A 22,332-nucleotide genomic window follows, 5' to 3' on the forward strand; every position below is an offset into this window, starting at 1 on the left:
GCGTAACGCTCGCCACACCTGCCCGGCGCCGCGAAACCGGCGCCGGGCACTGCTGCGTCCGGAGCAGTGAACCGGCACGCACAGGCCCGTACAGATCAGCGGCAGGTAGGCCGTGAGGGTGACGCCTCACTGCCCGGCCCGATGCCCACGATCCGGGGCGGAACATTAGACTCGACAAATCGGCAAGCTCGACCAGCTCAAACGCAAGGAGGAACGGGTGGCTCTGCTGACCCGTATCAGGGGACCGCGAGATCTGGACCGGCTCTCCCCGGAACAGCTGGACCAGCTGGCCGACGAGATCAGGACGTTCCTCGTGGACGCCGTCTCCAAGACCGGCGGGCACCTCGGGCCCAACCTCGGCGTGGTCGAGCTGACCATCGCCCTGCACCGCGTGTTCGACTCCCCGAAGGACAAGGTCCTCTGGGACACCGGCCACCAGAGCTACGTCCACAAGCTGCTCACCGGCCGCCAGGACTTCTCCAGGCTCAAGATGAAGGGCGGCCTCTCCGGCTACCCCTGCCAGGCCGAGTCCGAGCACGACGTCATCGAGAACTCGCACGCCTCCACGGTCCTCGGCTGGGCCGACGGCCTCGCCAAGGCCAACGAGGTCCTGCGGAAGGACGACCACGTCGTCGCCGTCATCGGCGACGGGGCGCTCACCGGCGGCATGGCCTGGGAGGCGCTGAACAACATCGCCGCCGCCAAGGACCGCCCGCTCGTCATCGTCGTCAACGACAACGAGCGCTCCTACGCGCCGACCATCGGCGGCCTCGCCAACCACCTGGCGACCCTGCGCACCACCGACGGCTACGAGCGCTTCCTCGCCCGCGGCAAGGACATCCTGGAGCGCACCCCCGTCGTCGGGAAGCCGCTCTACGAGACCCTGCACGGCGCCAAGAAGGGCCTCAAGGACTTCATCGCCCCGCAGGGCATGTTCGAGGACCTCGGCCTCAAGTACGTCGGCCCCATCGACGGCCACGACATCGAGGCCCTGGAGTCCGCCCTGACGCGCGCCAAGCGCTTCGGCGGCCCCGTGATCGTCCACTGCCTCACCGAGAAGGGCCGCGGCTACCAGCCCGCCCTCCAGGACGAGGCCGACCGCTTCCACGCCGTCGGCAAGATCCACCCCGACACCGGGCTGCCCATCGCCTCCTCCGGCGCCGACTGGACCGGCGTCTTCGCCGAGGAGATGGTCGCGCTCGGCAAGGAGCGCGAGGACATCGTCGCCATCACCGCGGCCATGCTCCAGCCCGTCGGCCTCGACAAGTTCGCCAAGGCCTTCCCCGAGCGGGTCTTCGACGTCGGGATCGCCGAGCAGCACGCCGCGGTCTCCGCCGCCGGCCTCGCCACCGGCGGTCTCCACCCGGTCTTCGCGGTCTACGCGACCTTCCTCAACCGCGCCTTCGACCAGGTCCTGATGGACGTGGCCCTGCACAAGTGCGGCGTCACGTTCGTCCTGGACCGGGCCGGCGTCACCGGCACCGACGGCGCCTCCCACAACGGCATGTGGGACATGTCCATCCTCCAGGTCGTCCCCGGCCTGCGGCTCGCCGCCCCGCGCGACGCCGACCAGGTCCGCGCCCAGCTGCGCGAGGCCGTCGAGGTGACCGACGCGCCGACCGTGGTCCGCTTCTCCAAGGGCGCGGTCGGCCCGGCCGTCCCCGCCCTGCGCAGGGTCGGCGGCATGGACGTCCTCCGCGAGGCCGGCGCGGACCGGCCCGACGTCCTCCTGGTCTCCGTGGGCGCCCTCGCGCCCATGTGCCTGGAGATCGCGAACCTCCTCGACAAGCAGGGCATCTCCACGACCGTCGTCGACCCCCGCTGGGTCAAGCCGGTCGACGAGGCCCTCGCCCCGTTGGCCGAACGCCACCGGGTCGTCGTCACCGTCGAGGACAACAGCCGCGTCGGCGGTGTCGGCTCGGCCGTCGCGCAGGCGCTGCGCGACGCCGGCGTGGACGTACCGCTGCGCGACTTCGGCATCCCGCCGCGCTTCCTCGACCACGCCTCGCGCGCCGAGGTCATGGCCGAGATCGGGCTGACCGCCCCGGACATCGCCCGCCAGGTCACCGGTCTGGTCTCACGCCTCGACGGACGGTTCGAGAGCGACGCGCACGCCGTGGAGCCCGCCCGCGACTGACGGTTCCCCGTCACCCGGCGTCACCCTTGGGCCGGTCGGATCACTCTTCGGAGTGCCGACCGGCCCTTTCGCGTGCATTCTGACCACAGGGCGGGCAGCCCTATCGGGCAGGGAGGTACGAAGGTGAGTACGGACCAGCAGCCACGGGCCAACTCCGGAATGTTCCGGACCAAGTCGATCGAACAGTCGATCCGCGACACGGAGGAACCGGAGCACGCGCTCCGGAAATCCCTGTCCGCCTGGGATCTGACGGTGTTCGGAGTCGGTGTCATCATCGGCACCGGCATCTTCGTCCTGACCGGAAAGGTCGCCAAGGAGAACGCGGGCCCGGCCACCGCCCTCGCGTTCGTCGCGGCGGGCATCGTCTGCGCCCTCGCCGCCCTCTGCTACGCCGAGTTCGCCTCGACGGTGCCGGTGGCCGGATCGGCGTACACCTTCGCGTACGCCTCGATCGGCGAGCTGCCGGCCTGGATCATCGGCTGGGACCTCGTCCTGGAGTTCGCGCTCGGTACGGCGGTGGTCGCCGTCGGCTGGTCGGGCTACGTCCGCTCCCTCATGGACAACGCCGGCTGGCACCTACCCGTCTGGATGGAAGGACCGGACGTCGCAGGCGGCACGTTCGACATCCTGGCCTTCCTGCTCGTCCTGGTCCTGACCGTGGTCCTCGTCCTCGGCATGAAGCTCTCCGCGCGGATCACCGCGGTCGTCGTGGCGATCAAGGTGACCGTCGTCATGATCGTGATCATCGCGGGCCTGTTCTTCATCGTCGGTGACAACTACAAGCCCTTCATCCCGCCGGCCGTCACCCCCGAGGGCGGCGGCTCCAACTGGGACTCCCCGCTCGTCCAGCTGCTCTTCGGCTACGAGCCCACCAACTTCGGCGTGATGGGCATCTTCACCGCCGCCTCGGTCGTCTTCTTCGCCTTCATCGGCTTCGACGTGGTCGCCACCGCCGCCGAGGAGACCAAGCTGCCGCAGCGGGACATGCCCCGGGGCATCCTGGGCTCGCTCTTCATCTGCACCGTGCTCTACGTGGCCGTCGCCCTGGTCGTCACCGGCATGCAGCACTACACGGAGCTGTCCGTGAGCGCCCCGCTCGCCGACGCCTTCAAAGCCGCCGGACACCCCTTCTACGCGGGCGTGATCAGCTTCGGCGCCGCCGTCGGCCTCACCACGGTGTGTCTGATCCTGCTCCTCGGCCAGACCCGGGTGTTCTTCGCGATGAGCCGCGACGGCCTGCTGCCGCGCTTCTTCTCCGTCACGCACCCGCGCTTCAAGACCCCGTACCGGCCCACGATCCTGCTCGGTGTGGTCATCGCCATCGTCGCCGGCTTCACCAGCATCAACGAGCTCGCGACCCTGGTGAACATCGGCACCCTCTTCGCCTTCGTGCTCGTCGCGTTCGGCGTCATCGTGCTCCGACGCACCCGCCCCGACCTGCCGCGTGCCTTCCGCACCCCCTGGGTGCCCGCGCTGCCGATCATCTCCATCGCGGCCTCGCTCTGGCTGATGCTCAACCTGCCCGGCGAGACCTGGTTCCGGTTCGCCGTCTGGATGGCGATCGGCATCGTCGTGTACTTCCTGTACGGGCGCGGTCACAGCCGGCTCGGGCGTGAGGGGCCGGACGCCCGCTACTGAGCGGGCGGGACGGCGGCCGCGGAAGGGACCCCCGGGAAGGGCGGCTACAGTCGGTTCGTACCCGAACTCCTTCCGACGACCGGAGCGCTGGATCCCCCCATGGCGAATCGATCCCAGGCCCCCACTGCCCGTTCCCACGGCTCCACCACCGCCCCCGTACTCCAGGGCGGCTGGCTGACCAGAGGGGTGGAGGGCCGGTTCAGCGCCTATCTGCCCAGGGACGGAGAGGTGGTGCGCTGGACCGAGGAGCCCGACGGTCGCTGGGACGGGCCCGTCTCGCTCGGCGGCGACGGTCTGACGCCCTTCCTCGCGGTCGGCCAGGGCCCCGACCGCTACGTCCACCTCGTCGCCCTGCGGCCGGTCGCGGGGGAGGAGGAGCACGTCGAGCTGGTGCACAGCGTCCAGTTCCAGACGGGCCGTCCGGCGGTGGCCTGGCGCCCGATCGGGCACTCCAACGGCAAGGGGCCGTGGACCGGCAACCCCGCCGTCGCGGTGGACGCCCAGGGCCGCGTGTACGTCTTCATGCGCAACGGCGGCGGCGGGGTGAGCGTACGGGCCCAGAAGGACGCCGGAGGCTGGCACCCCTGGTGGGACCTCCTCGGCTCCAGGACCGACCCCTCACCGGTCGCCGTCACCAACGGTTCGGGCCTCGTCGAGCTGTACAGCTCGCACGCCAAGGGCCTCGTCCGCTACGTACAGCGCGAGCCCGGCGCCAAGCCGCTCCGCGAGGAGCTGGTCCCCGCCTCGGTCACCATGGGCACCCTGGCGGCCACCACCGGCCCCTCCGGACACGTCACCCTCTTCTATCTCGACGAGGAGGGCCGGGCCTGCGCCTGGTCGCCGGAGCGCTCCCTCGATCCCACGCCCCTCGGCGACGCGGTCGGCACCGGGCGGCTCGCCGTCACCCGCTGCCTCATCGACGGCTTCGACTGCACGGTCCTCGCCCAGCGGTCCGCCGACGGCCGGCTCGCCCTCGCCGCCTTCCCGAGCGAGCAGGAGAAGGAGGCCGAGGGCATCCGGTGGGCGGAGACCGGGGACGCCCACGGCGACCTCGCCACCGTCCTCACGCGGGGACTCGACGGGCGTCTCGTCGTGATGGCCCTGGCCGACGGGAGCTCGCTGCTCACCACCCGTCAGAAGACGGCGGCGGACGGTCTCCTGCTGGAGGGCTGGCGCTCCATGGGGTGACCGGCCCCCTGCCGCTACGGGAACGGCCCCGGCACCTGGAGAAGGTGCCGGGGCCGTACGCGTGCGTACCGAGTGGTTACGCGGGGACGCTCGCCACGCCCTGCGCCAGGAAACGCTTGCCGTTGACGCGCTCGGAGACACCCTCGCGGTCCAGGTACGGCGTGATGCCGCCCAGGTGGAAGGGCCAGCCGGCGCCGGTGATCAGGCAGAGGTCGATGTCCTGCGCCTCGGCGACGACACCCTCCTCCAGCATGAGGCCGATCTCCTGCGCCACCGCGTCCAGGACGCGGTCGCGGACCTGCTGCTCGGTCAGGACGGAGTCGCCCTGCTGGAGGAGCGCGGCGACCTCGGGGTCGAGCTCCGGCTTGAAGCCGTTCTCCGGCTTGTAGACGTAGAAGCCGCGCTTGCCGGCCTCGACCACCCGCTTGAGGTTCGGCGAGACGGTGAAGCGGTCCGGGAAGGAGCGGTTCAGGGTCTCGGAGACGTGCAGGCCGATCGCCGGGCCGACGAGCTCCAGGAGCACCAGCGGGGACATCGGCAGACCGAGCGGCTCGATGGCCTTCTCGGCCGTCTCGACGGGGGTGCCCTCGTCGATGACGTTCTGGATCTCGCCCATGAAGCGGGTCAGGATGCGGTTCACGACGAACGCCGGGGCGTCCTTGGTGAGGACCGCGGTCTTCTTCAGCTTCTTCGCGACACCGAACGCGGTGGCGAGCGAGGCGTCGTCCGTCTGCTCGCCGCGGACGATCTCCAGGAGGGGGAGGATCGCGACCGGGTTGAAGAAGTGGAAGCCGACCACGCGCTCCGGGTGCTGGAGCTTGGAGGCCATCTCGGAGACCGACAGCGAGGAGGTGTTGGTGGCGAGGATCGCGTGCGCCGGGGCGACCGCCTCGACCTCCGCGAACACCTTCTGCTTGACGGACATCTCCTCGAACACGGCCTCGATGATGAAGTCCGCGTCCGCGAAGCCCTCGGCCTTGTCCAGGACACCGGAGACCAGGCCCTTGAGGCGGTTGGCCTTGTCCTGGTTGATCCGGCCCTTGCCGAGCAGCTTCTCGATCTCGGCGTGGACGTAGCCCACACCCTTGTCGACGCGCTCCTGGTCGATGTCGGTCAGGACGACCGGCACCTCCAGGCGGCGCAGGAAGAGCAGGGCCAGCTGGGAGGCCATCAGACCGGCGCCGACGACACCGACCTTGGTGACCGGGCGGGCCAGCGACTTGTCCGGGGCGCCGGCGGGGCGCTTGCCGCGCTTCTGCACCAGGTTGAAGGCGTAGATGCCGGAGCGCAGCTCGCCGCCCATGATCAGGTCCGCGAGGGCCTGGTCCTCGGCGTCGAAGCCCTTCTGCAGGTCGCCGTCCTTGGCGGCCTCGATGATGTCGAGGGCGCGGTAGGCGGCCGGGGCGGCGCCGTGCACCTTGGAGTCGGCGACGGCACGGCCCTTGGCGACGGCCTGGTCCCAGCCCTCGCCGCGGTCGATCTCGGGGCGCTCGACGGTGACGGAGCCGTTCAGGACGGAGGCCGTCCAGATCAGCGACTGCTCCAGGAAGTCCGCGCCCTCGAACAGGGCGTCGGCGATGCCGAGCTCGAAGACCTGCTTGCCCTTGAGCTGGCGGTTCTGGTTCAGCGAGTTCTCGATGATGACCGAGACGGCCTTCTCCGCGCCGATCAGGTTCGGCAGGATGGCGCAGCCGCCCCAGCCGGGCACCAGGCCGAGGAAGACCTCGGGCAGCGAGAAGGCCGGCAGGGCCTTCGACACGGTGCGGTAGGTGCAGTGCAGACCGACCTCGACGCCGCCGCCCATGGCCGCGCCGTTGTAGTACGCGAAGGTCGGCACGGCGAGCGCGGACAGACGCTTGAAGACGTCGTGGCCGCCCTTGCCGATGGCGAGCGCCTCGTCGTGCTTCTTCAGCAGCTCGACGCCCTTGAGGTCGGCGCCGACGGCGAAGATGAACGGCTTGCCGGTGATGCCGACGCCGACGATCTCGCCGTTCGCGGCCTCGGCCTCGACCTGGTCGATCGCCGTGTTCAGGTTGGCGAGGGACTGCGGGCCGAAGGTGGTCGGCTTGGTGTGGTCGAAGCCGTTGTCCAGCGTGATCAGCGCGAACCGGCCCGCTGCGGCGGGCAGTTCGAAGTGCCGTACGTGGGCGCTGGTGACGACCTCGTCCGGGAAGAGCTCGGCGGCGCCCTTCAGAAGCTCGGCGGTGGTGCTCACTTGCCCTCCCAGTGGGGGTTTTCCCAGATGACCGTGGCGCCCATGCCGAAGCCGACGCACATGGTGTTGAGGCCGTAACGGACCTGCGGGTTCTCCTCGAACTGGCGGGCCAGCTGCGTCATCAGACGGACGCCGGAGGAGGCGAGCGGGTGACCGTAGGCGATGGCGCCGCCGTACTGGTTGACGCGGGCGTCGTCGTCGGCGATGCCGTAGTGCTCCAGGAAGGCGAGGACCTGAACCGCGAAGGCCTCGTTGATCTCGAAGAGACCGATGTCCTCGATGGACAGACCGGCCTGCGCGAGGGCCTTCTCGGTCGCCGGGATCGGGCCGTAGCCCATGACCTCGGGCTCGACGCCGGCGAAGGCGTACGAGACGAGGCGCATCTTGACGGGGAGGTCGTTCTCCCGCGCGAAGTCCTCGGAGGCGATGATCGAGGCGGTGGCGCCGTCGTTGAGGCCGGCCGCGTTGCCCGCGGTCACGTTGCCGTGGACGCGGAACGGCGTCTTCAGGCCGGTCAGCGACTCCAGGGTGGTGCCCGGACGCATCGGCTCGTCGGCGGTGACCAGGCCCCAGCCGGTCTCACCGGTCGAGGCGTCGGTGCGGCGCACCGAGATCGGCACCAGGTCCTGCTGGATCTTGCCGTCGGCGTACGCCTTGGCGGCCTTCTCCTGCGAGCGCACGGCGTACTCGTCGGCGCGCCGCTTGGTGATGCTCGGGTAGCGGTCGTGCAGGTTCTCGGCGGTCATGCCCATGAACAGGGCGGACTCGTCGACCAGCTTCTCGCTGACGAACCGCGGGTTCGGGTCGACGCCCTCGCCCATGGGGTGACGGCCCATGTGCTCGACGCCACCGGCGATGACGGCGTCGTACGCGCCGAACGCGATGGAGCCGGCGACGCTCGTCACGGCGGTGAGGGCACCGGCGCACATGCGGTCGATGGAGTAGCCCGGCACCGACTGCGGCAGCCCGGCGAGGATGCCCGCCGTGCGGCCGAGGGTCAGACCCTGGTCGCCGATCTGCGTGGTCGCGGCGATGGCGACCTCGTCGATCTTCACGGGGTCGAGGCCCGGGTTGCGGCGCAGCAGCTCCCGGATGGCCTTGACGACGAGGTCGTCGGCGCGGGTCTCGTGGTAGATGCCCTTCGGGCCCGCCTTGCCGAACGGGGTGCGGACGCCGTCGACGAAGACGACGTCCCTGACGGTACGAGGCACGATGGCTCTCCTCCAGGGTGCGGGGTGGCACTGCTGCGGCACACGCCTAAGCGTGCGCTTGCTTCCCCCATGCTACTTGTGAGTAACCGGGCTGCCCAGCCCCTGGGGGGCAAGCGGCGAAGGTCACATCCCGAGGATGCCACCGGGCCCGCCGCGCGCGCCCCCCGCGTACGCCCGTCCGATCGATGGGTCCCGCCCCCCGATGGACCAGGGCGGCGGCCGCGCCGCGGCACCGGCTCCCACCGGCGGGCGCAGTCTGGCCCGACCGGGGCACCAGGCTCCGGAACTGCGCACAGAACGGACTCCTATGGCGATCGTCACCACCGACCACAAGGTCCCGCACATCTCGACCGTCCCCGCGAACAAGGACCTGCCGGTCGAGCTCTTCGTACGGGAGCGGCGCGACACGTCCCTCACCGGTCCGCGCACCCCGGTCCTCATGCTCCACGGCCGGAGCGTCCCGGTGCTCGCGGGCTTCGACCTCCAGCACCAGTCGTACAGCTGGGCGGAGGCGCTGGCGAAGGCCGGCTACGACGTCTTCATGATGGACCTCCAGGGCTCCGGACTCTCGCCGCGTCCCAAGATGGAGGACCCCCGCAACGTCAACCCCGCCCACCAGCACCTGCTGACACCGAGGCCGGAGGGATTCACGCCGGGCCCGCCGAACTATCCGTTCCAGCTGACCAACTCGAACAGCGACCGGGACGAACTGAACACCGTCGTGGAGTTCATCCGCGCCGAGTGCAAGGTGGAGAAGGTCGCGTTCATCGGATGGTCCGCCGCCGCGTTCACCATGGGGCCGTACGCGGTCAAGAACCCCCAGAAGGTGGAGAGCCTCTTCCTGCTGGCGCCGATCTTCCCGCCCCTCGGCACGTCGGACGCACCGGCCTCGCTGCCGAGGCCGGGCTTCCCGACCTTCCTCAGCACGAAGGACGGAGTCTGGGACAGCTGGGGCGAGGAAGCGCTCTGCGACGGGCAGCGCGACCCCGCCATGAAAGACGTCGTGTGGGACGCGATGATGAAGAGCGACCCGGTCGGCAGCACCTGGGGACCCGCGGAGGGCCTCAACCGGATCAGGAACTTCGTCCGGTGGGGCTGGAACAGCACCACCGCGGCGCAGGGCGGAGTGCTCGGCGGCGGCGTGCCCGTGCTCATCGTCTACGGGGAGTACGACCGGCAGGTGAACACCTCACCGCCCAACCCGAACGTGGAACTCAACTTCTCGGTCCCCGCGCTCTACGAGGCCGTCGCGGGCCCGCACAAGCTGATGGTCAAGCTGGCCTGCGCGGGGCATTCGGTGGTGTGGGAGATGCAGCACAAGAACGTGCACAACCTCTCGAAGCACTGGCTCAAGCACCTCAAGGTCGACGGCAAGACCCAGGGCGTCTTCGACATGGACACCGAGGGGAACCTCAGCCCGGCCCCGTAGGACGGCGGAGCCCCCGGCGCCTTCTCGGGCGGCCGGGGGCTCTTCGGACGGGGTCACGCGGTCGCCGTCAGCGCCTCCACGAGCAGCGGGGTCACCAGACCGACCTGCCAGGGGCGTGCCCCGAGGCCCGTCAGTGCCTCGGCCACGCCGTCGGCGTCGGCCGGGGCCGGCGGCTCCCAGCAGACCCGGCGCACGGTGTCCGGGGTGATCAGGTTCTCCTGCGGGAGGTTCAGCTCCTCCGCGAGCGCCGAGACCGCCGCGCGCGCCGCCGACAGGCGGGCCGCCGCGACCGGGTCCTTGTCCGCCCAGGCGCGCGGCGGGGGCGGTCCGGCCACCTGCTGGCCGGGCTGGGGCAGCTCACTCTCCGGCAGGGCCCTCGCCCGGTCCACCGCGGACTGCCACTGCTCCAGCTGACGGCGGCCCATCCGCTGGCCGAAACCGGGCAGTGCCGTCAGCGCGGCCAGGTTCACCGGCACCGCGAGCGCCGCCTCCACGATCGCCGCGTCGCTCAGCACCTTGCCGGGGGAGACGTCCCGCCGCTGGGCGACCTTGTCACGGGCCGTCCACAGCTCCCGTACGACCGCCATCTGACGGCGGCGGCGCACCTTGTGCATGCCGGAGGTCCGGCGCCACGGGTCCTTGCGCGGCGCGGCGGGCGGGGCCGAGGCGATCGCGTCGAACTCCTGGTGGGCCCAGTCCAGCTTGCCCTGCCGGTCGAGCTCCTTCTCCAGGGCGTCCCGCAGGTCGACGAGGAGCTCGACGTCCAGGGCCGCGTACCGCAGCCAGGGCTCGGGGAGCGGCCGGGTGGACCAGTCCACCGCGGAGTGGCCCTTCTCCAGGGCGTAGCCGAGGACGGACTCGACCATCGCGCCGAGGCCGACCCGGGGGAAGCCCGCGAGCCGCCCGGCGAGCTCGGTGTCGAACAGCGAGGTCGGCAGCATGCCTATGTCGCGCAGGCACGGGAGGTCCTGCGTCGCGGCGTGCAGGATCCACTCGGTCCCGGCGAGCGCCTCGCCGAGGCCGGAGAGGTCGGGGCAGCCCACCGGGTCGATGAGCGCGGTGCCCGCGCCCTCGCGGCGGAGCTGTACGAGATAGGCGCGCTGGCCGTAGCGGTAGCCGGAGGCGCGCTCGGCGTCCACGGCGACGGGGCCGCTGCCGGCGGCGAAGGCGGCGATCACCTCGGCGAGGGCGTCCTCGGTCTCGACGACGGGCGGCACCCCCTCCCGGGGCTCCAGCAACGGGATCGGAAGCCCATTCGCAGGGACATCGTCGTCCGGGGGGCCGCCCCCGGTGGTGCGCAGTGCTGTGTCTGCTGCGGTCTCTTGGGCGTCGGTCACCTGTCAAGGGTATCGGTCAACGGCAAGCGCCTGCCGACGGAACGTTCCGTCGGCAGGCGCTCGCTCGTCCTGGGCCGGTCTGTCAGTGGATGATCCCCGTCCGCAGGGCCACCGCGACCATGCCGGCGCGGTCGCCGGTGCCCAGCTTGCGGGCGATGCGGGCGAGGTGGCTCTTCACGGTGAGGGCCGAGAGGCCCATGGAGACGCCGATCGCCTTGTTGGACTGGCCCTCCGCGACGAGCCGGAGCACCTCGACCTCACGGCCGGAGAGCTCGCGGTAGCCGCCCGGGTGGCTCGGGGCACCCGGGGGGCGGCGGTGGCCGAGCCGTGCGGCCGCGGCGCCGATGGGGGCGGCGCCGGGCCGGGCCGGGTGGCCGATGTTGTTCCGGGTACCGGTGACGACATAGCCCTTCACGCCGCCCGCCAGGGCGTTGCGTACGGCGCCGATGTCATCGGCGGCCGAGAGGGCGAGGCCGTTGGGCCAGCCCGCGGCGCGGGTCTCGGACAGCAGGGTCAGGCCGCTGCCGTCGGGCAGGTGGACGTCGGCAACGCAGATGTCGCGCGGGTTGCCGACGCGGGGGCGTGCCTCCGCGATGGACGAAGCCTCGATCACGTCACGTACTCCGAGGGCCCACAGGTGGCGGGTCACGGTGGAACGGACGCGCGGGTCGGCCACGACGACCATGGCCGTCGGCTTGTTCGGGCGGTAGGCGACCAGGCTTGCGGGCTGCTCGAGGAGAACGGACACCAGGCCTCCTGGGGGGGAAGGATGCGGGACGGAGCCGGCTCGGGGAAGAAGCCGGGGGGAACCCGTGCTGTGAAGGGGTCACTGTCTCCTTCGGCAGCTGAGCCGTCCGCCTTTAGGGAAAGATCACGATTTGGTGAGTAACAATCAGGGCAATTCGGACGCGCGATCGATCATCCTACGAGCGGACCCCGCTCCTTCACTCCCACGAGCGACTGCCGGAGCTCCGTGCGGACGCTCCGGAAGAGTGGCTTGATCGCGCCGCTCAGGCCTGCTGCGGCCCCCGCCGCTGCGGCAACGAGACGACCCCCGCGCCCGACACCGTCCCCGCCGCTCCCGGCGCCGGGTCGGCCGGCGCCGGGGGCAGCCCCGCGATCTGGCAGAGCAGGTCGCACCAGGCCGCCAGGTGCGCCCCCGTGTCCGGCACCCCGCCCAGGCCCTCGCGCGGAGTCCAGGACGCCCGGATCTCGATCTGCGTCGCCGGCCTGCGGTCCGCGAGACCGCCGAAGTAGTGCGAGCCCGCCATCGTGACCGTCCCGCTCGCCTCCCCGTACGCGAGCCCCCGGGCCTCCATGGCCCCGGTCAGCCAGGACCAGCACACCTCGGGCAGCAGCGGATCCGCCGCCATCTCCGGCTCCAGCTCCGCCCGGACGAGCGTCACGAGCCGGAACGTGCCCTTCCAGGCGTCGTGCCCCGCCGGATCGTGCAGCAGCACGAGACGCCCGTCCGCCAGGTCCTCCTCGCCGTCCACGACGGCCGCCTCCACCGCGTACGCGTACGGGGCGAGGCGCTGCGGCGGCCTCGTCGGGTCGATCTCCATCTCCGGCCGCAACCGCGCCGAACGCAGGGCCTCCACCGCCCGCCGGAACACCGGTGGCACCGGGTTCGTCTCCGTACTGTCCGCCGTTTCGTCCGTCCCTCGATCGCCGTCGGAATGATCGGAAAAATGTCCCTGAGCCGCAGCCATGCGGGGAAGAGTAGGCGGAACGGGCCCTTCGTGCGGGGAAGGACACCCTGCCCGGACGAGCGGCTTCCCGCCACATGCGAAGATTCTGGGCGTGAGCGCCAACGATCGCCCCACGGGCCAGCAGACGAAGCAGCAGTCGCGGACCTACGACTCCGCGTTCCTCAAGGCGTGCCGGCGCGAGCCGGTGCCGCACACCCCCGTCTGGTTCATGCGGCAGGCCGGGCGCTCCCTCCCCGAGTACCTGAAGGTCCGCGAGGGCATCCCCATGCTCGAGTCGTGCATGCGGCCCGAGCTGGTCACCGAGATCACGCTCCAGCCGGTCCGCCGCCACAAGGTCGACGCCGCCATCTACTTCAGCGACATCGTCGTCCCCCTCAAGGCCATCGGCCTCGACCTCGACATCAAGCCCGGCGTCGGCCCGGTCGTCGCCGACCCGATCCGCACCCGCGCCGACCTCGCCCGGCTGCGCGACCTGACCCCCGAGGACGTCCACTACGTCACCGAGGCCATCGGGATGCTCACCGGCGAACTCGGCGACACCCCGCTCATCGGCTTCGCGGGCGCGCCCTTCACCCTCGCGAGCTACCTCGTCGAGGGCGGCCCGTCGCGCAGCCACGAGCGCACCAAGGCGATGATGTACGGCGACCCGCAGCTCTGGGCCGACCTGCTCGACCGCCTCGCCGAGATCACCTCGGCCTTCCTCAAGGTCCAGATCGAGGCCGGCGCCTCCGCCGTCCAGCTCTTCGACTCCTGGGTCGGCGCCCTCGCCCCCGCCGACTACCGCCGCTCGGTGATGCCGGCCTCCGTGAAGGTCTTCGACGCCGTCGCCGGCTACGGCGTCCCGCGCATCCACTTCGGCGTGGGTACGGGCGAGCTGCTCGGCCTCATGGGCGAGGCCGGCGCGGACGTCGTCGGCGTCGACTGGCGCGTCCCGCTCGACGAGGCCGCCCGCCGCGTCGGCCCCGGCAAGGCGCTCCAGGGCAACCTCGATCCGGCCGTGCTCTTCGCCTCGCGCGAGGTCGTCGAGGCCAAGACGGACGAGGTCCTGGCCGCCGCGCAGGGCCTGGAGGGCCACGTCTTCAACCTGGGCCACGGTGTCATGCCGTCGATGGACCCGGACGCGCTGACCCGCCTCGTCGAATACGTGCACACGCGGACGGCCCGCTGAGCAGGGCCTCATGACGGACGCGGACGGCGCGCCGAGGCGAGCCGTCCGCGTGCGGGGCGAGCGAGGTCAGTACTCGCAGGTGATCGGCGGACGGCCGACGTTCACCTGGCGGGCGTCGAAGCCCTCGCCGCCGTTGGCGGTGCCGTCGTTCGCGTTGACCCCGCGGTAGTCGTTGCCGGTGCTGCCCCGGACGATGCCGCCGGGGGCCACCCTGCCGTCGACGACGAGGTAGTCCGACGACTCGTTGCCCTGGAGGAGGCCGGTGACCAGGACGTTCGACCGCGAGGTGACGTAGTCACGGCCCTGACCGCCGGAGACGGTGCCGGCGGTCGTGCCGGTCAGGACGATGTAGTCGTCGCCGCCGAGACCTTTGACGGAGTGTCCGGGGTCCACCGAGGGACAGACGATGGAGTCGCTGCCCGCCGTGCCGTTCACGGTCGGGCCGGACCTCGGCACCCCGTTGACGGTGCAGGAGGTCACCGCGTGCGCGGGGGCTGCGGCGAGGGCGAGCGGGGCGATGACGAGGGAGACGGCGCAGAGCGCACGCGCCGTGTGTCCGATCGCGTGAAGAGTCACGCGGGGTGACTGCGTGTACGCAAGTCGCCGCGGTGTGTGACTCTGCCGCTCGGGTCATCCCGCCGCCCGAACGGCCGCCGTCGCCTTCCGCGCCGCGATCAGGACCGGGTCCCACACCGGCGAGAACGGCGGCGCGTACCCCAGGTCCAGGGCCGTCATCGCCTCCACCGTCATCCCCGCCGTCAGCGCCACGGCCGCGATGTCCACCCGCTTCGCCGCGCCCTCCCGGCCCACGATCTGCACCCCGAGCAGCCGTCCCGTGCGCCGCTCCGCCAGCATCTTCACCGTCATCGGCGCGGCCCCCGGGTAGTAGCCCGCCCGGCTCGTCGACTCCACCGTCACCGTCACGTACCGCAGCCCCACCTCGCGGGCGTCCTTCTCGCGCAGCCCCGTCCGCGCGATCTCCAGGTCGCACACCTTCGACACCGCCGTGCCCACCACCCCCGGGAACGTCGCGTAGTCACCGCCCACGTTCGCGCCGATGACCTGGCCGTGCTTGTTCGCGTGCGTCCCGAGCGGCACGTACCGGTCCCGGCCCGAGACCAGGTCGAGGACCTCCACGCAGTCGCCGCCCGCCCAGATGTTCGCGTGCCCCCTGACCCGCATCGCCAGATCGGTGAGCAGCCCGCCGTGCGCCCCCAGCGGCAGCCCCGCCGCCCGGGCCAGCGAGGTCTCCGGCACCACCCCCATGCCGAGGACCACCACGTCCGCCAGATACTCGGCGTCCTCCGTCGCCACCGCCCTGACCCGGCCGTCCTCACCCGTCAGGATCTTCGTGACCTCCGCCGAGGCGACCGTCGTGATCCCCAGGCCGTCCATCGCCCGGTGCACCAGGCGGCCCATGTCCGGATCCAGCGTCGCCATCGGCTGCTCGCCCCGGTGCAGGACCGTCACCTCGTAGCCCCGGCCGAGCAGCGCCTCCGCCATCTCCACGCCGATGTAACCCGCGCCGACCACCACCGCCCGGCGCCCGGGCGCCCGGTCGAGCGAGTCGAGGAGCGCCTGCCCGTCGTCCAGGGTCTGCACGCCGTGCACACCCGGCGCGTCGATCCCCGGCAGCGCCGGACGCCTCGGCCTGGCCCCCGTCGCGATCACCAGCTTGTCGAAGCCCGTCCAGGCCTCCGTACCCGCCTCCAGGTCCCGCGCACGGACCCGCTGCCCGGCCACGTCGACCTCCGTCACCTCCGTCCGCATCCGCAGATCGATCGCGCGCTCCCGGTGCTCCTCGGGGGAGCGGGCGATCAGCTCGTCGCGGCCGGCGACGTCGCCACCCACCCAGTACGGGATGCCACAGGCCGAGTACGAGGAGAAGTGACCGCGCTCGAAGGCGACGATCTCCAACTCCCCGGGCCCCTTGAGCCTGCGCGCCTGCGACGCGGCGGACATCCCCGCCGCGTCCCCACCGATGACCACCAGTCGTTCACTCATGTGCTTATTTTCAGGCTCGGTTCGCCTCCGGGGCGCCAAAGCCGGGGGAACGGTCCCGACCGTGCTCGCCTCCTTCGTCCCTCAGGAGGCTCCGCGCGCTCGGGACCGTTCCCCCGGCGCGCCCCTTCGGCTCACTCGCCGGTTTCAGAGGCGGGCGCCTCCTGAGGTACGGCGGCCCCGGCGGCGTTGCGCCTGGCGCCCGGCAGGGTGGAGGAGTCGCCCGGCGTACGCGGGCGGGCCGCGCGGCGCGGGCGGATCAGGCGGTGCCACACGGCGAACGCGATCAGCGCGACCGCGAGCCACGGGGCCAGGGCGGCCAGGACGAGGCCGATCCAGGTCACCGCGGCCACCAGGGCGTTCCAGCCGCCGCTCAGGGCGTCCCCGAAGCCGGGGCCGCCCTCCTCGGGCTCCTCGGCCCGCGGCTTCTGCTTCTCCGTCAGTTCCAGGGTGATCGTGGCCAGGGACGTCTTGTCCTTCAGCGAGGACTGCTGGGCGAGCAGCGCCTCCAGATCCGCCTGACGGCGGCTCAGCTCGCCCTCCAGGGTCACCACGTCCGCCAGCTTCTCCGCCCGCTGCATCAGCGCCCGCACCCGCGCCACGCTCGCGCGCTGGGTGGCGATCCGGCTCTCCACGTCCACCACCTGCTCGGTGACGTCCTTGGCGTCCGCCTTGCGGCCGAGGAGCTTCCCGGTTCCCGCGAGCTCGGTGAGCACCGTGTCGTACCGTTCCTGCGGCACCCGCAGCACGACCCGCGAGGTGACGTACGTGTCGTCGATCCGCTCCGTCGCCTCGCTCTCGACCCGCCCGCCCGCGTCGGCCGTCACCCGGCGGGCCGTGGCCAGGGCCTTCGTCACGTCGCCGACCTCCACCGAGAGGGAGGCGGTACGGATGACATGCTGCTGGACGGGGGCCTTCGGCTGCTTCCCGGCCTGCTCGGAGCCCGAGGAGCCGTCGGCGGCGCCCTGGGCCGGGGCCTCGGCCATGCCGCCCTTCGCCCCGGCCGCGCCCAGGTCCCGCTTGCCGTTCGAAGCCATGTCGCCGCCCGTGCCGTCGGCGCCGCCGGCGCCGCAGCCGGTCACGAGCAGCGCGGCCGTCAGCAGTGCCGCGGCCGCCGCCGCCCGCGTTCTCGCCGTCGTTCGTGCGTTCCGCATCGTCGTCCCCCCAGGGTGATCGTGTGTGGTGCCTCTTCGACGTACGACCTCCGGAACGGGTTGCCCTCCGACGGTAGCGATGCGGTCACGGTCGGGCCTCGGAACGGGAGCGGGCCGGCCGGAGCGGCCCAGGAACAGGACGCGGCGGGCGATTTGAGAGGGTGGTCCCATGAACGCGGACACCACGGGACCCCATGTCGTCGTCGCCGGAGGCGGTATCGCCGGGCTCGCGGCCGCCCACCGGCTGGCCGTCGCCGGCCACCGGGTGACCCTCCTCGAAGCGGGGAGCCGGCTCGGCGGCAAGCTCCTCGCCGGGGAGATCGCGGGCGCCCCCGTGGACCTCGGCGCCGAGTCGCTGCTCGCCCGCCGGCCCGAGGCCGTCGCCCTCGCCAGGGCCGTCGGTCTCGGCGACCGGCTCCAGGCCCCCGCCACCACCACCGCGTCCGTCTGGTCCCGGGGCGCGCTCGTCCCCATGCCCAAGGGCCACGTCATGGGCGTCCCCGGCGACGGCCACGCCGTCGCGGGCCTCCTCTCCGAGGAGGGCGTGCGCCGGATCGGCCTCGACGGAGAGCTGCCCCCGGCCGAGATCGGCGAGGACATCGCCATCGGCGCGTACGTCGCCGACCGCATGGGACACGAGGTCGTCGACCGGCTCGTGGAACCCCTCCTCGGCGGGGTGTACGCCGGTGACGCCTACCGCATCTCGATGCGGGCCGCCGTCCCCGCCCTCTTCGAGGCCGCCCGCAGCCACCCCACGCTCACCGCCGCCATCCGCGCCGTCCAGCGGGCCGGCGCGGCCGTCCCCGCCGACGCGGCCGGCGCCGCCACCGGCCTCGGCGGCTCCGTCTTCCTCGGCGTCGAGGGCGGCGTCGGCACCCTGCCCGGCGCGGTCGCCGACGCGATCCGCGCCGCGGGCGGCACGATCCTCACCGACGCCCCGGTGACGGAACTGCGCCGCACGGGACCCACCGGCTGGCAGGTCGTGAGCGGCGACCGGGTCATCGGCGCGGACGCGGTCGTCCTCGCCACCCCCGCCGGGCCCGCCGCCGCGCTCCTCGCCCCGCACGCGTCCGCCGCGTCCGCCGGGCTCGACGCCGTCGCGTACGCCTCGATGGCCCTGGTCACCCTCGCCTTCCGCCGCGCCGACATGCCCGCCCTGGCCGGCTCCGGGTTCCTCGTGCCGCCCGTCGACGGGCACACGATCAAGGCCTCCACCTTCTCCTCGCAGAAGTGGCGGTGGGTCGCCGACGGCGCCCCCGACCTGTTCGTGCTGCGCACCTCCGTCGGACGCCACGGCGAGGAGGAGCAGGTCCACCGCGAGGACGCCGACCTCGTCGCCGCCTCCCTCAAGGACCTCGCCGCCGCCACCGGGCTCGCCGCCCGCCCCGTCGCCACCACGGTCACCCGCTGGACCGACGGCCTGCCGCAGTACCCGGTCGGCCACCTCGACCGCGTCGCCCGGGTCCGCGAGGCCGTCGCCGCCCTCCCCGGCCTGCGGCTCGCGGGCGCCGCGTACGACGGTGTCGGCATCCCCGCCTGCATCGCCTCGGCCCACCGCGCCGCCGACGAGATCGCCGGCCAGATCGCGGACCGGAACGCGGACGAGATCATCGCCACGTCGAAAAGGACCGACCCCGGTACGGGGCACTCACGGTGACGGGCGAGAATAGGCGTATGAGTGCGCCCGAAAAGATCCCGAACGCCGGTAAGAAGGCGAAGGACCTCAACGAGGTCATCCGCTACACCCTGTGGTCCGTCTTCAAGCTGCGCGACGTCCTGCCCGAGGACCGCGGCGGTTACGCCGACGAGGTCCAGGAGCTGTTCGACCAGCTCGCGGCCAAGGACATCACCGTCCGCGGCACGTACGACCTGTCCGGTCTGCGCGCCGACGCCGACGTCATGATCTGGTGGCACGCCGAGACGAGCGACGAGCTCCAGGAGGCGTACAACCTCTTCCGCCGCACCCGTCTGGGCCGCGCCCTCGTGCCGGTCTGGTCGAACATGGCGCTGCACCGCCCCGCCGAGTTCAACAAGTCGCACATCCCGGCCTTCCTGGCCGACGAGAACCCCCGCGACTACGTCTCGGTCTACCCCTTCGTGCGCTCCTACGACTGGTACCTGCTGCCCGACGAGGACCGCCGCCGGATGCTCGCCGACCACGGCAAGATGGCCCGTGGCTACCCGGACGTCCGGGCCAACACGGTCGCCTCCTTCTCGCTCGGCGACTACGAGTGGCTCCTCGCCTTCGAGGCCGACGAGCTGCACCGCATCGTGGACCTCATGCGTCACCTGCGCGCCTCCGAGGCGCGGATGCACGTCCGCGAGGAGGTCCCGTTCTACACCGGTCGCCGCAAGAGCGTCGCCGACCTGGTGGCGGGCCTGGCCTGACCGGCCGTACGAACCTGGTGGCGGCCCGGCTCCCGGCCGGGCGCGCCACCCTCGACCCGGAAGATCAGACGGCAGGCGGGAACATTGCCTGCCGTTCCAGCGACACCGGGTCCGGCTCCGGGTGCGGCGCGCGTGACGCGCGCCGCACCGGCGTCATTTCCGGGCCTTTTTCCGAGGCTTTCCGGGGCCCTTCCGGGGCGCTCGGCGGCCGGTCAGCTGCTGGAGCTCGAACACGAACTTCCGCTGGAGCTCGAACTGGAGCACGAGCTGGAGCTTGAGCTCGAGCACGAGCTGCCGCCACCCCCGCCCCCGCCTCCGCAGCTGGAGCCTCCGCCGGAGCACGACCCCGACGAGCAGGATCCGCCGCCGGAGCACGAGCTGCCGCCGCCTCCTCCGCCCCCTCCGCACGAGCTCGTCCCCGCGCACCACACGGCGGCGGCTGCGAGGTCGTCGCCCGTGTCGGCGTACCCGTGCCGCACCGGACGCCTGCCGCCGCTCCGGGGCCGCCGGACCGGCCCGTAGAACCTGGCCGCGGCGACGAGCTGCTCCCGCAGCACCGGATCGGGCAGGGCCCGCAGCCCGTACAGGGCGACGAGCAGGCCCGCGTCCCCGAGGTGGGCGTGCGCCCGCCCGTACGCGGAGACCGCGGCCCGGCCGGCCGGGGTGATCTGTCGGGCGGAGAGCGACCCGCAGACGAAGGCGGTGATCACGCAGGCGAACAGCACCGGCAGGACCTTGAAGATGAACGGGACCGACGTCCCCGCGTCGGTGGCGAAGTCCACGGCGGTGAGGAGGGCCGACACCGGGAAGAGCACGAAGGCGGTGAGGCCGACGGCGACGCACCACCGGACCGTGGTGCGGCGGACCGCCGGGTGCACGACGAGCCCGCGCGCCGCGAGCCCCTCGCCGATCTCCTGGACCGCCGGGTGCCGCATGACCGCGAGCCTGAGGTGGTGCAGGGCCCCGTGCGGGGCCGCGGCGTGCGCCTGGAGCACGGCGCGCTCCACCGGGTCGTACGCGGTGGGACGGACGACGGCCACGATGCCCGGGCCGCCCACCGCGAGCCTGCCGTCCGCCTGGAGGGCGGCGAGAGCGGTGTCGACGACCCTGGCCGGGCCGCCGTTGAGGAACGCGGCCTCGTACCGGTCGTGGACGGGCCCGCCGGGTCCCCGGCGGGCCCGGACGACCCGGGTGACGAGCAGCGCGATGCCCGTGGCACCGGCCAGACAGTAGAGCGTGGCCAGGACGTTCACAGGCACCTCATCTCCGTACGAGTGCATGACGGGCGGCCCGTACGAGCCGCGTGGCGCGGCCCGGCGGGCGGCTGCCGGAACGGTTCCGCCACCACTCCGTGAGCTGCCGCCGTGCCACCGGATCCTCCGGCCGCCCGGCCACCAGCAGGTGTTCGGCGAAGTCGAGCGCGTCCCGGCGGTAGCCACCGGTCATCGGGCGGGTCCTGGCGTACGCGAGGAACGCCGGCCGGAAGTCCCTGCCGAGGATCTCCGGCAGCTCCGGCGCGACCTTCGCGACCACCCCGGCCCGCTTCGCCGCGAGCGCCCGGCTCTGCACCCCGAGCCGACGGCTGTCGAACCCCTCGGGGACGGGCGTCCCGGCGACGAGCGCGGAGAGCAGCGAGGCCTGGGCGAGGCCGAGGCGCTGGCGGGCGGCGAGCGCGGGCTCGGGTGCGGGGGGCGTCTCGACGGGGACGCTCGGCATCACCCCGCCCGAGACGCGGGCCCCGGCACCGATGAGCAACGGCTGCGCCGGGCCGGCGGCGGCTCGTCGGGGTGCGGGTTCCAGCGAAAGGGCGCCGCGCTGGTGGGCTGTGCCCACCCTCCCCCAGACTTCGTCCGGGGGGACCCCCATCGCCCTTGCGGAACGTATGCCCACAGCACTGGCGATCGTCTCCAGTTCCGCCGCCAGCTCCTCCGCAGGCGGGAAGTCGTCGTCCCGTTCGAGGAGCACCCCCGGTGGCGACACCCGCGACGCGAGGTCCGCCAGGATGTCGAGCACCGCGCCCGGCACCGGGTGCGCGTGCGTGTCGTGCCAGACCCCGTCCCGCTCGACACCCCCCGCCACGTGCACGTACGCGAGGGCGTCGACCGGCAGCTCGGACAGCGCCAGTGCCGGGTCCTCGCCCCGGTTGACGTGGTTGGTGTGCAGGTTGGCGACGTCGATGAGGAGCCGTACCCCCGTACGCTCCACCAGCTCCGCCAGGAACCGTCCCTCCGACAGCTCCTCGCCCGGCCAGGAGATCAGGGCCGCGATGTTCTCCAGGGCGAGCGGCACGGGCAGCGCGTCCTGCGCGATCCGCACGTTCTCGCAGAGCACGTCGAGGGCGTCCCGGGTCCGGGGCACGGGAAGCAGATGGCCCGCTTCGAGCAGCGGGGTCGCCGTGAGCGGCCCCCCGGCCCGCACGAACGCGATGTGCTCCGTGACCAGCGGCGCCCCGAGCGCCACCGCCTTCTCGCCGAGCGCCGCGAGCCGCGCCGGGTCGGGCCGGTCCGCGCCCCCGAGCCCGAGCGAGACGCCGTGCGGGACGACCGTGACGCCGCGCTCGCGCAGCCGGGTCAGCGAGTCGGGCAGGTGGTCCGCGCAGATGTTCTCCGCGACGACCTCCACCCAGTCGACGCCGGACAGTCCCTCCACCGCCTCGGCGATCTCGGGACGCCAGCCGATGCCGATGCCGAGTTCCGTCATGTCCCCCTCCTTCGGTCCTCAGTCCCCCACGTGATGACCCCGGCGGGAACGTTC

At 72.5% G+C, this 22,332-nt stretch carries 17 protein-coding genes; 7 read left to right on the forward strand and 10 right to left on the reverse strand.

Annotated features, from left to right (window positions below; all coding sequences use genetic code 11):
• The first annotated feature begins 217 nt into the window (after positions 1–217).
• From dxs to ACFWUY_RS09250, 3 genes are all read left to right on the forward strand, one after another.
• Positions 218–2,137 carry a 1-deoxy-D-xylulose-5-phosphate synthase gene (gene dxs, locus ACFWUY_RS09240; protein ID WP_384104197.1) on the forward strand — a complete coding sequence of 640 codons (1,920 nt, stop codon included), beginning with the start codon at positions 218–220 and terminating at the stop codon, positions 2,135–2,137.
• Between the two features lie 159 nt (positions 2,138–2,296).
• Complete coding sequence (locus tag ACFWUY_RS09245; RefSeq protein ID WP_384104479.1) at positions 2,297–3,775, forward strand: amino acid permease; 1,479 nt, start codon at positions 2,297–2,299, stop codon at positions 3,773–3,775.
• A 99-nt stretch (positions 3,776–3,874) separates the two neighbouring features.
• Positions 3,875–4,963, forward strand: coding sequence for a hypothetical protein (locus ACFWUY_RS09250; RefSeq protein ID WP_384104200.1), 1,089 nt, complete (start codon positions 3,875–3,877; stop codon positions 4,961–4,963).
• 76 nt (positions 4,964–5,039) lie between these two features.
• Here ACFWUY_RS09250 and ACFWUY_RS09255 read toward each other — a convergent pair whose 3' ends face one another.
• The gene (locus tag ACFWUY_RS09255) at positions 5,040–7,178 is read right to left on the reverse strand and encodes a 3-hydroxyacyl-CoA dehydrogenase NAD-binding domain-containing protein (RefSeq protein WP_384104203.1); all 2,139 of its coding nucleotides are present in this window, start codon (positions 7,176–7,178) and stop codon (positions 5,040–5,042) included.
• On the reverse strand, positions 7,175–8,389 hold the full coding sequence (locus tag ACFWUY_RS09260; RefSeq protein WP_384104206.1) for a thiolase family protein: 1,215 nt from the start codon (positions 8,387–8,389) through the stop codon (positions 7,175–7,177). Before ACFWUY_RS09260 ends, ACFWUY_RS09255 begins: the two co-directional genes overlap by 4 nt.
• 307 nt (positions 8,390–8,696) lie before the next feature.
• On the opposite strand from ACFWUY_RS09260, the gene ACFWUY_RS09265 reads away from it, so the two are divergent.
• A complete protein-coding gene (locus ACFWUY_RS09265) occupies positions 8,697–9,818 on the forward strand; it encodes an alpha/beta fold hydrolase (protein WP_384104208.1) in 1,122 nt (373 codons plus the stop codon).
• Between the two features lie 53 nt (positions 9,819–9,871).
• Here the strand turns inward: ACFWUY_RS09265 and ACFWUY_RS09270 are convergent, their stop codons facing one another.
• The 3 genes from ACFWUY_RS09270 to ACFWUY_RS09280 form a co-directional block, all read right to left on the reverse strand.
• Entirely contained in the window at positions 9,872–11,155 is a 1,284-nt protein-coding gene (locus ACFWUY_RS09270; RefSeq protein WP_384104211.1) for an HRDC domain-containing protein, read from the reverse strand.
• A gap of 82 nt (positions 11,156–11,237) precedes the next feature.
• Positions 11,238–11,903: a LuxR C-terminal-related transcriptional regulator gene (locus ACFWUY_RS09275; protein ID WP_384104214.1), complete on the reverse strand. Its 666-nt coding sequence runs from the start codon at positions 11,901–11,903 to the stop codon at positions 11,238–11,240.
• Between the two features lie 262 nt (positions 11,904–12,165).
• Positions 12,166–12,867, reverse strand: coding sequence for a DUF3000 domain-containing protein (locus ACFWUY_RS09280; RefSeq protein WP_384104217.1), 702 nt, complete (start codon positions 12,865–12,867; stop codon positions 12,166–12,168).
• Between the two features lie 91 nt (positions 12,868–12,958).
• Between ACFWUY_RS09280 and hemE the strand changes: the two genes are divergently transcribed.
• Positions 12,959–14,035 (forward strand): uroporphyrinogen decarboxylase, encoded by a 1,077-nt coding sequence (gene hemE, locus ACFWUY_RS09285; protein ID WP_384104220.1) that lies wholly within the window; start codon positions 12,959–12,961, stop codon positions 14,033–14,035.
• A gap of 66 nt (positions 14,036–14,101) precedes the next feature.
• Here the strand turns inward: hemE and ACFWUY_RS09290 are convergent, their stop codons facing one another.
• From ACFWUY_RS09290 to ACFWUY_RS09300, 3 genes are all read right to left on the reverse strand, one after another.
• Complete coding sequence (locus ACFWUY_RS09290) at positions 14,102–14,611, reverse strand: hypothetical protein (RefSeq protein WP_384104223.1); 510 nt, start codon at positions 14,609–14,611, stop codon at positions 14,102–14,104.
• 54 nt (positions 14,612–14,665) lie between these two features.
• Positions 14,666–16,039: an FAD-dependent oxidoreductase gene (locus ACFWUY_RS09295; protein ID WP_384104226.1), complete on the reverse strand. Its 1,374-nt coding sequence runs from the start codon at positions 16,037–16,039 to the stop codon at positions 14,666–14,668.
• 131 nt (positions 16,040–16,170) lie between these two features.
• On the reverse strand, positions 16,171–17,190 hold the full coding sequence (locus ACFWUY_RS09300; RefSeq protein ID WP_384104229.1) for a DUF4349 domain-containing protein: 1,020 nt from the start codon (positions 17,188–17,190) through the stop codon (positions 16,171–16,173).
• Positions 17,191–17,359: 169 nt separating this feature from the next.
• On the opposite strand from ACFWUY_RS09300, the gene hemG reads away from it, so the two are divergent.
• A complete protein-coding gene (hemG, locus tag ACFWUY_RS09305) occupies positions 17,360–18,847 on the forward strand; it encodes a protoporphyrinogen oxidase (RefSeq protein WP_384104232.1) in 1,488 nt (495 codons plus the stop codon).
• A gap of 17 nt (positions 18,848–18,864) precedes the next feature.
• Complete coding sequence (hemQ, locus tag ACFWUY_RS09310; RefSeq protein ID WP_384104235.1) at positions 18,865–19,578, forward strand: hydrogen peroxide-dependent heme synthase; 714 nt, start codon at positions 18,865–18,867, stop codon at positions 19,576–19,578.
• 212 nt (positions 19,579–19,790) lie between these two features.
• Here hemQ and ACFWUY_RS09315 read toward each other — a convergent pair whose 3' ends face one another.
• Both ACFWUY_RS09315 and ACFWUY_RS09320 read right to left on the reverse strand, forming a co-directional pair.
• Complete coding sequence (locus ACFWUY_RS09315; RefSeq protein WP_384104238.1) at positions 19,791–20,837, reverse strand: TIGR04222 domain-containing membrane protein; 1,047 nt, start codon at positions 20,835–20,837, stop codon at positions 19,791–19,793.
• 1 nt (position 20,838) lies between these two features.
• The gene (locus tag ACFWUY_RS09320) at positions 20,839–22,278 is read right to left on the reverse strand and encodes a DUF692 domain-containing protein (RefSeq protein ID WP_384104240.1); all 1,440 of its coding nucleotides are present in this window, start codon (positions 22,276–22,278) and stop codon (positions 20,839–20,841) included.
• Positions 22,279–22,332: the final 54 nt, after the last annotated feature.

The sequence above is a fragment of the Streptomyces sp. NPDC058664 genome (assembly GCF_042716635.1).
In the GTDB taxonomy this organism is placed as follows: Bacteria; Actinomycetota; Actinomycetes; order Streptomycetales; family Streptomycetaceae; genus Streptomyces.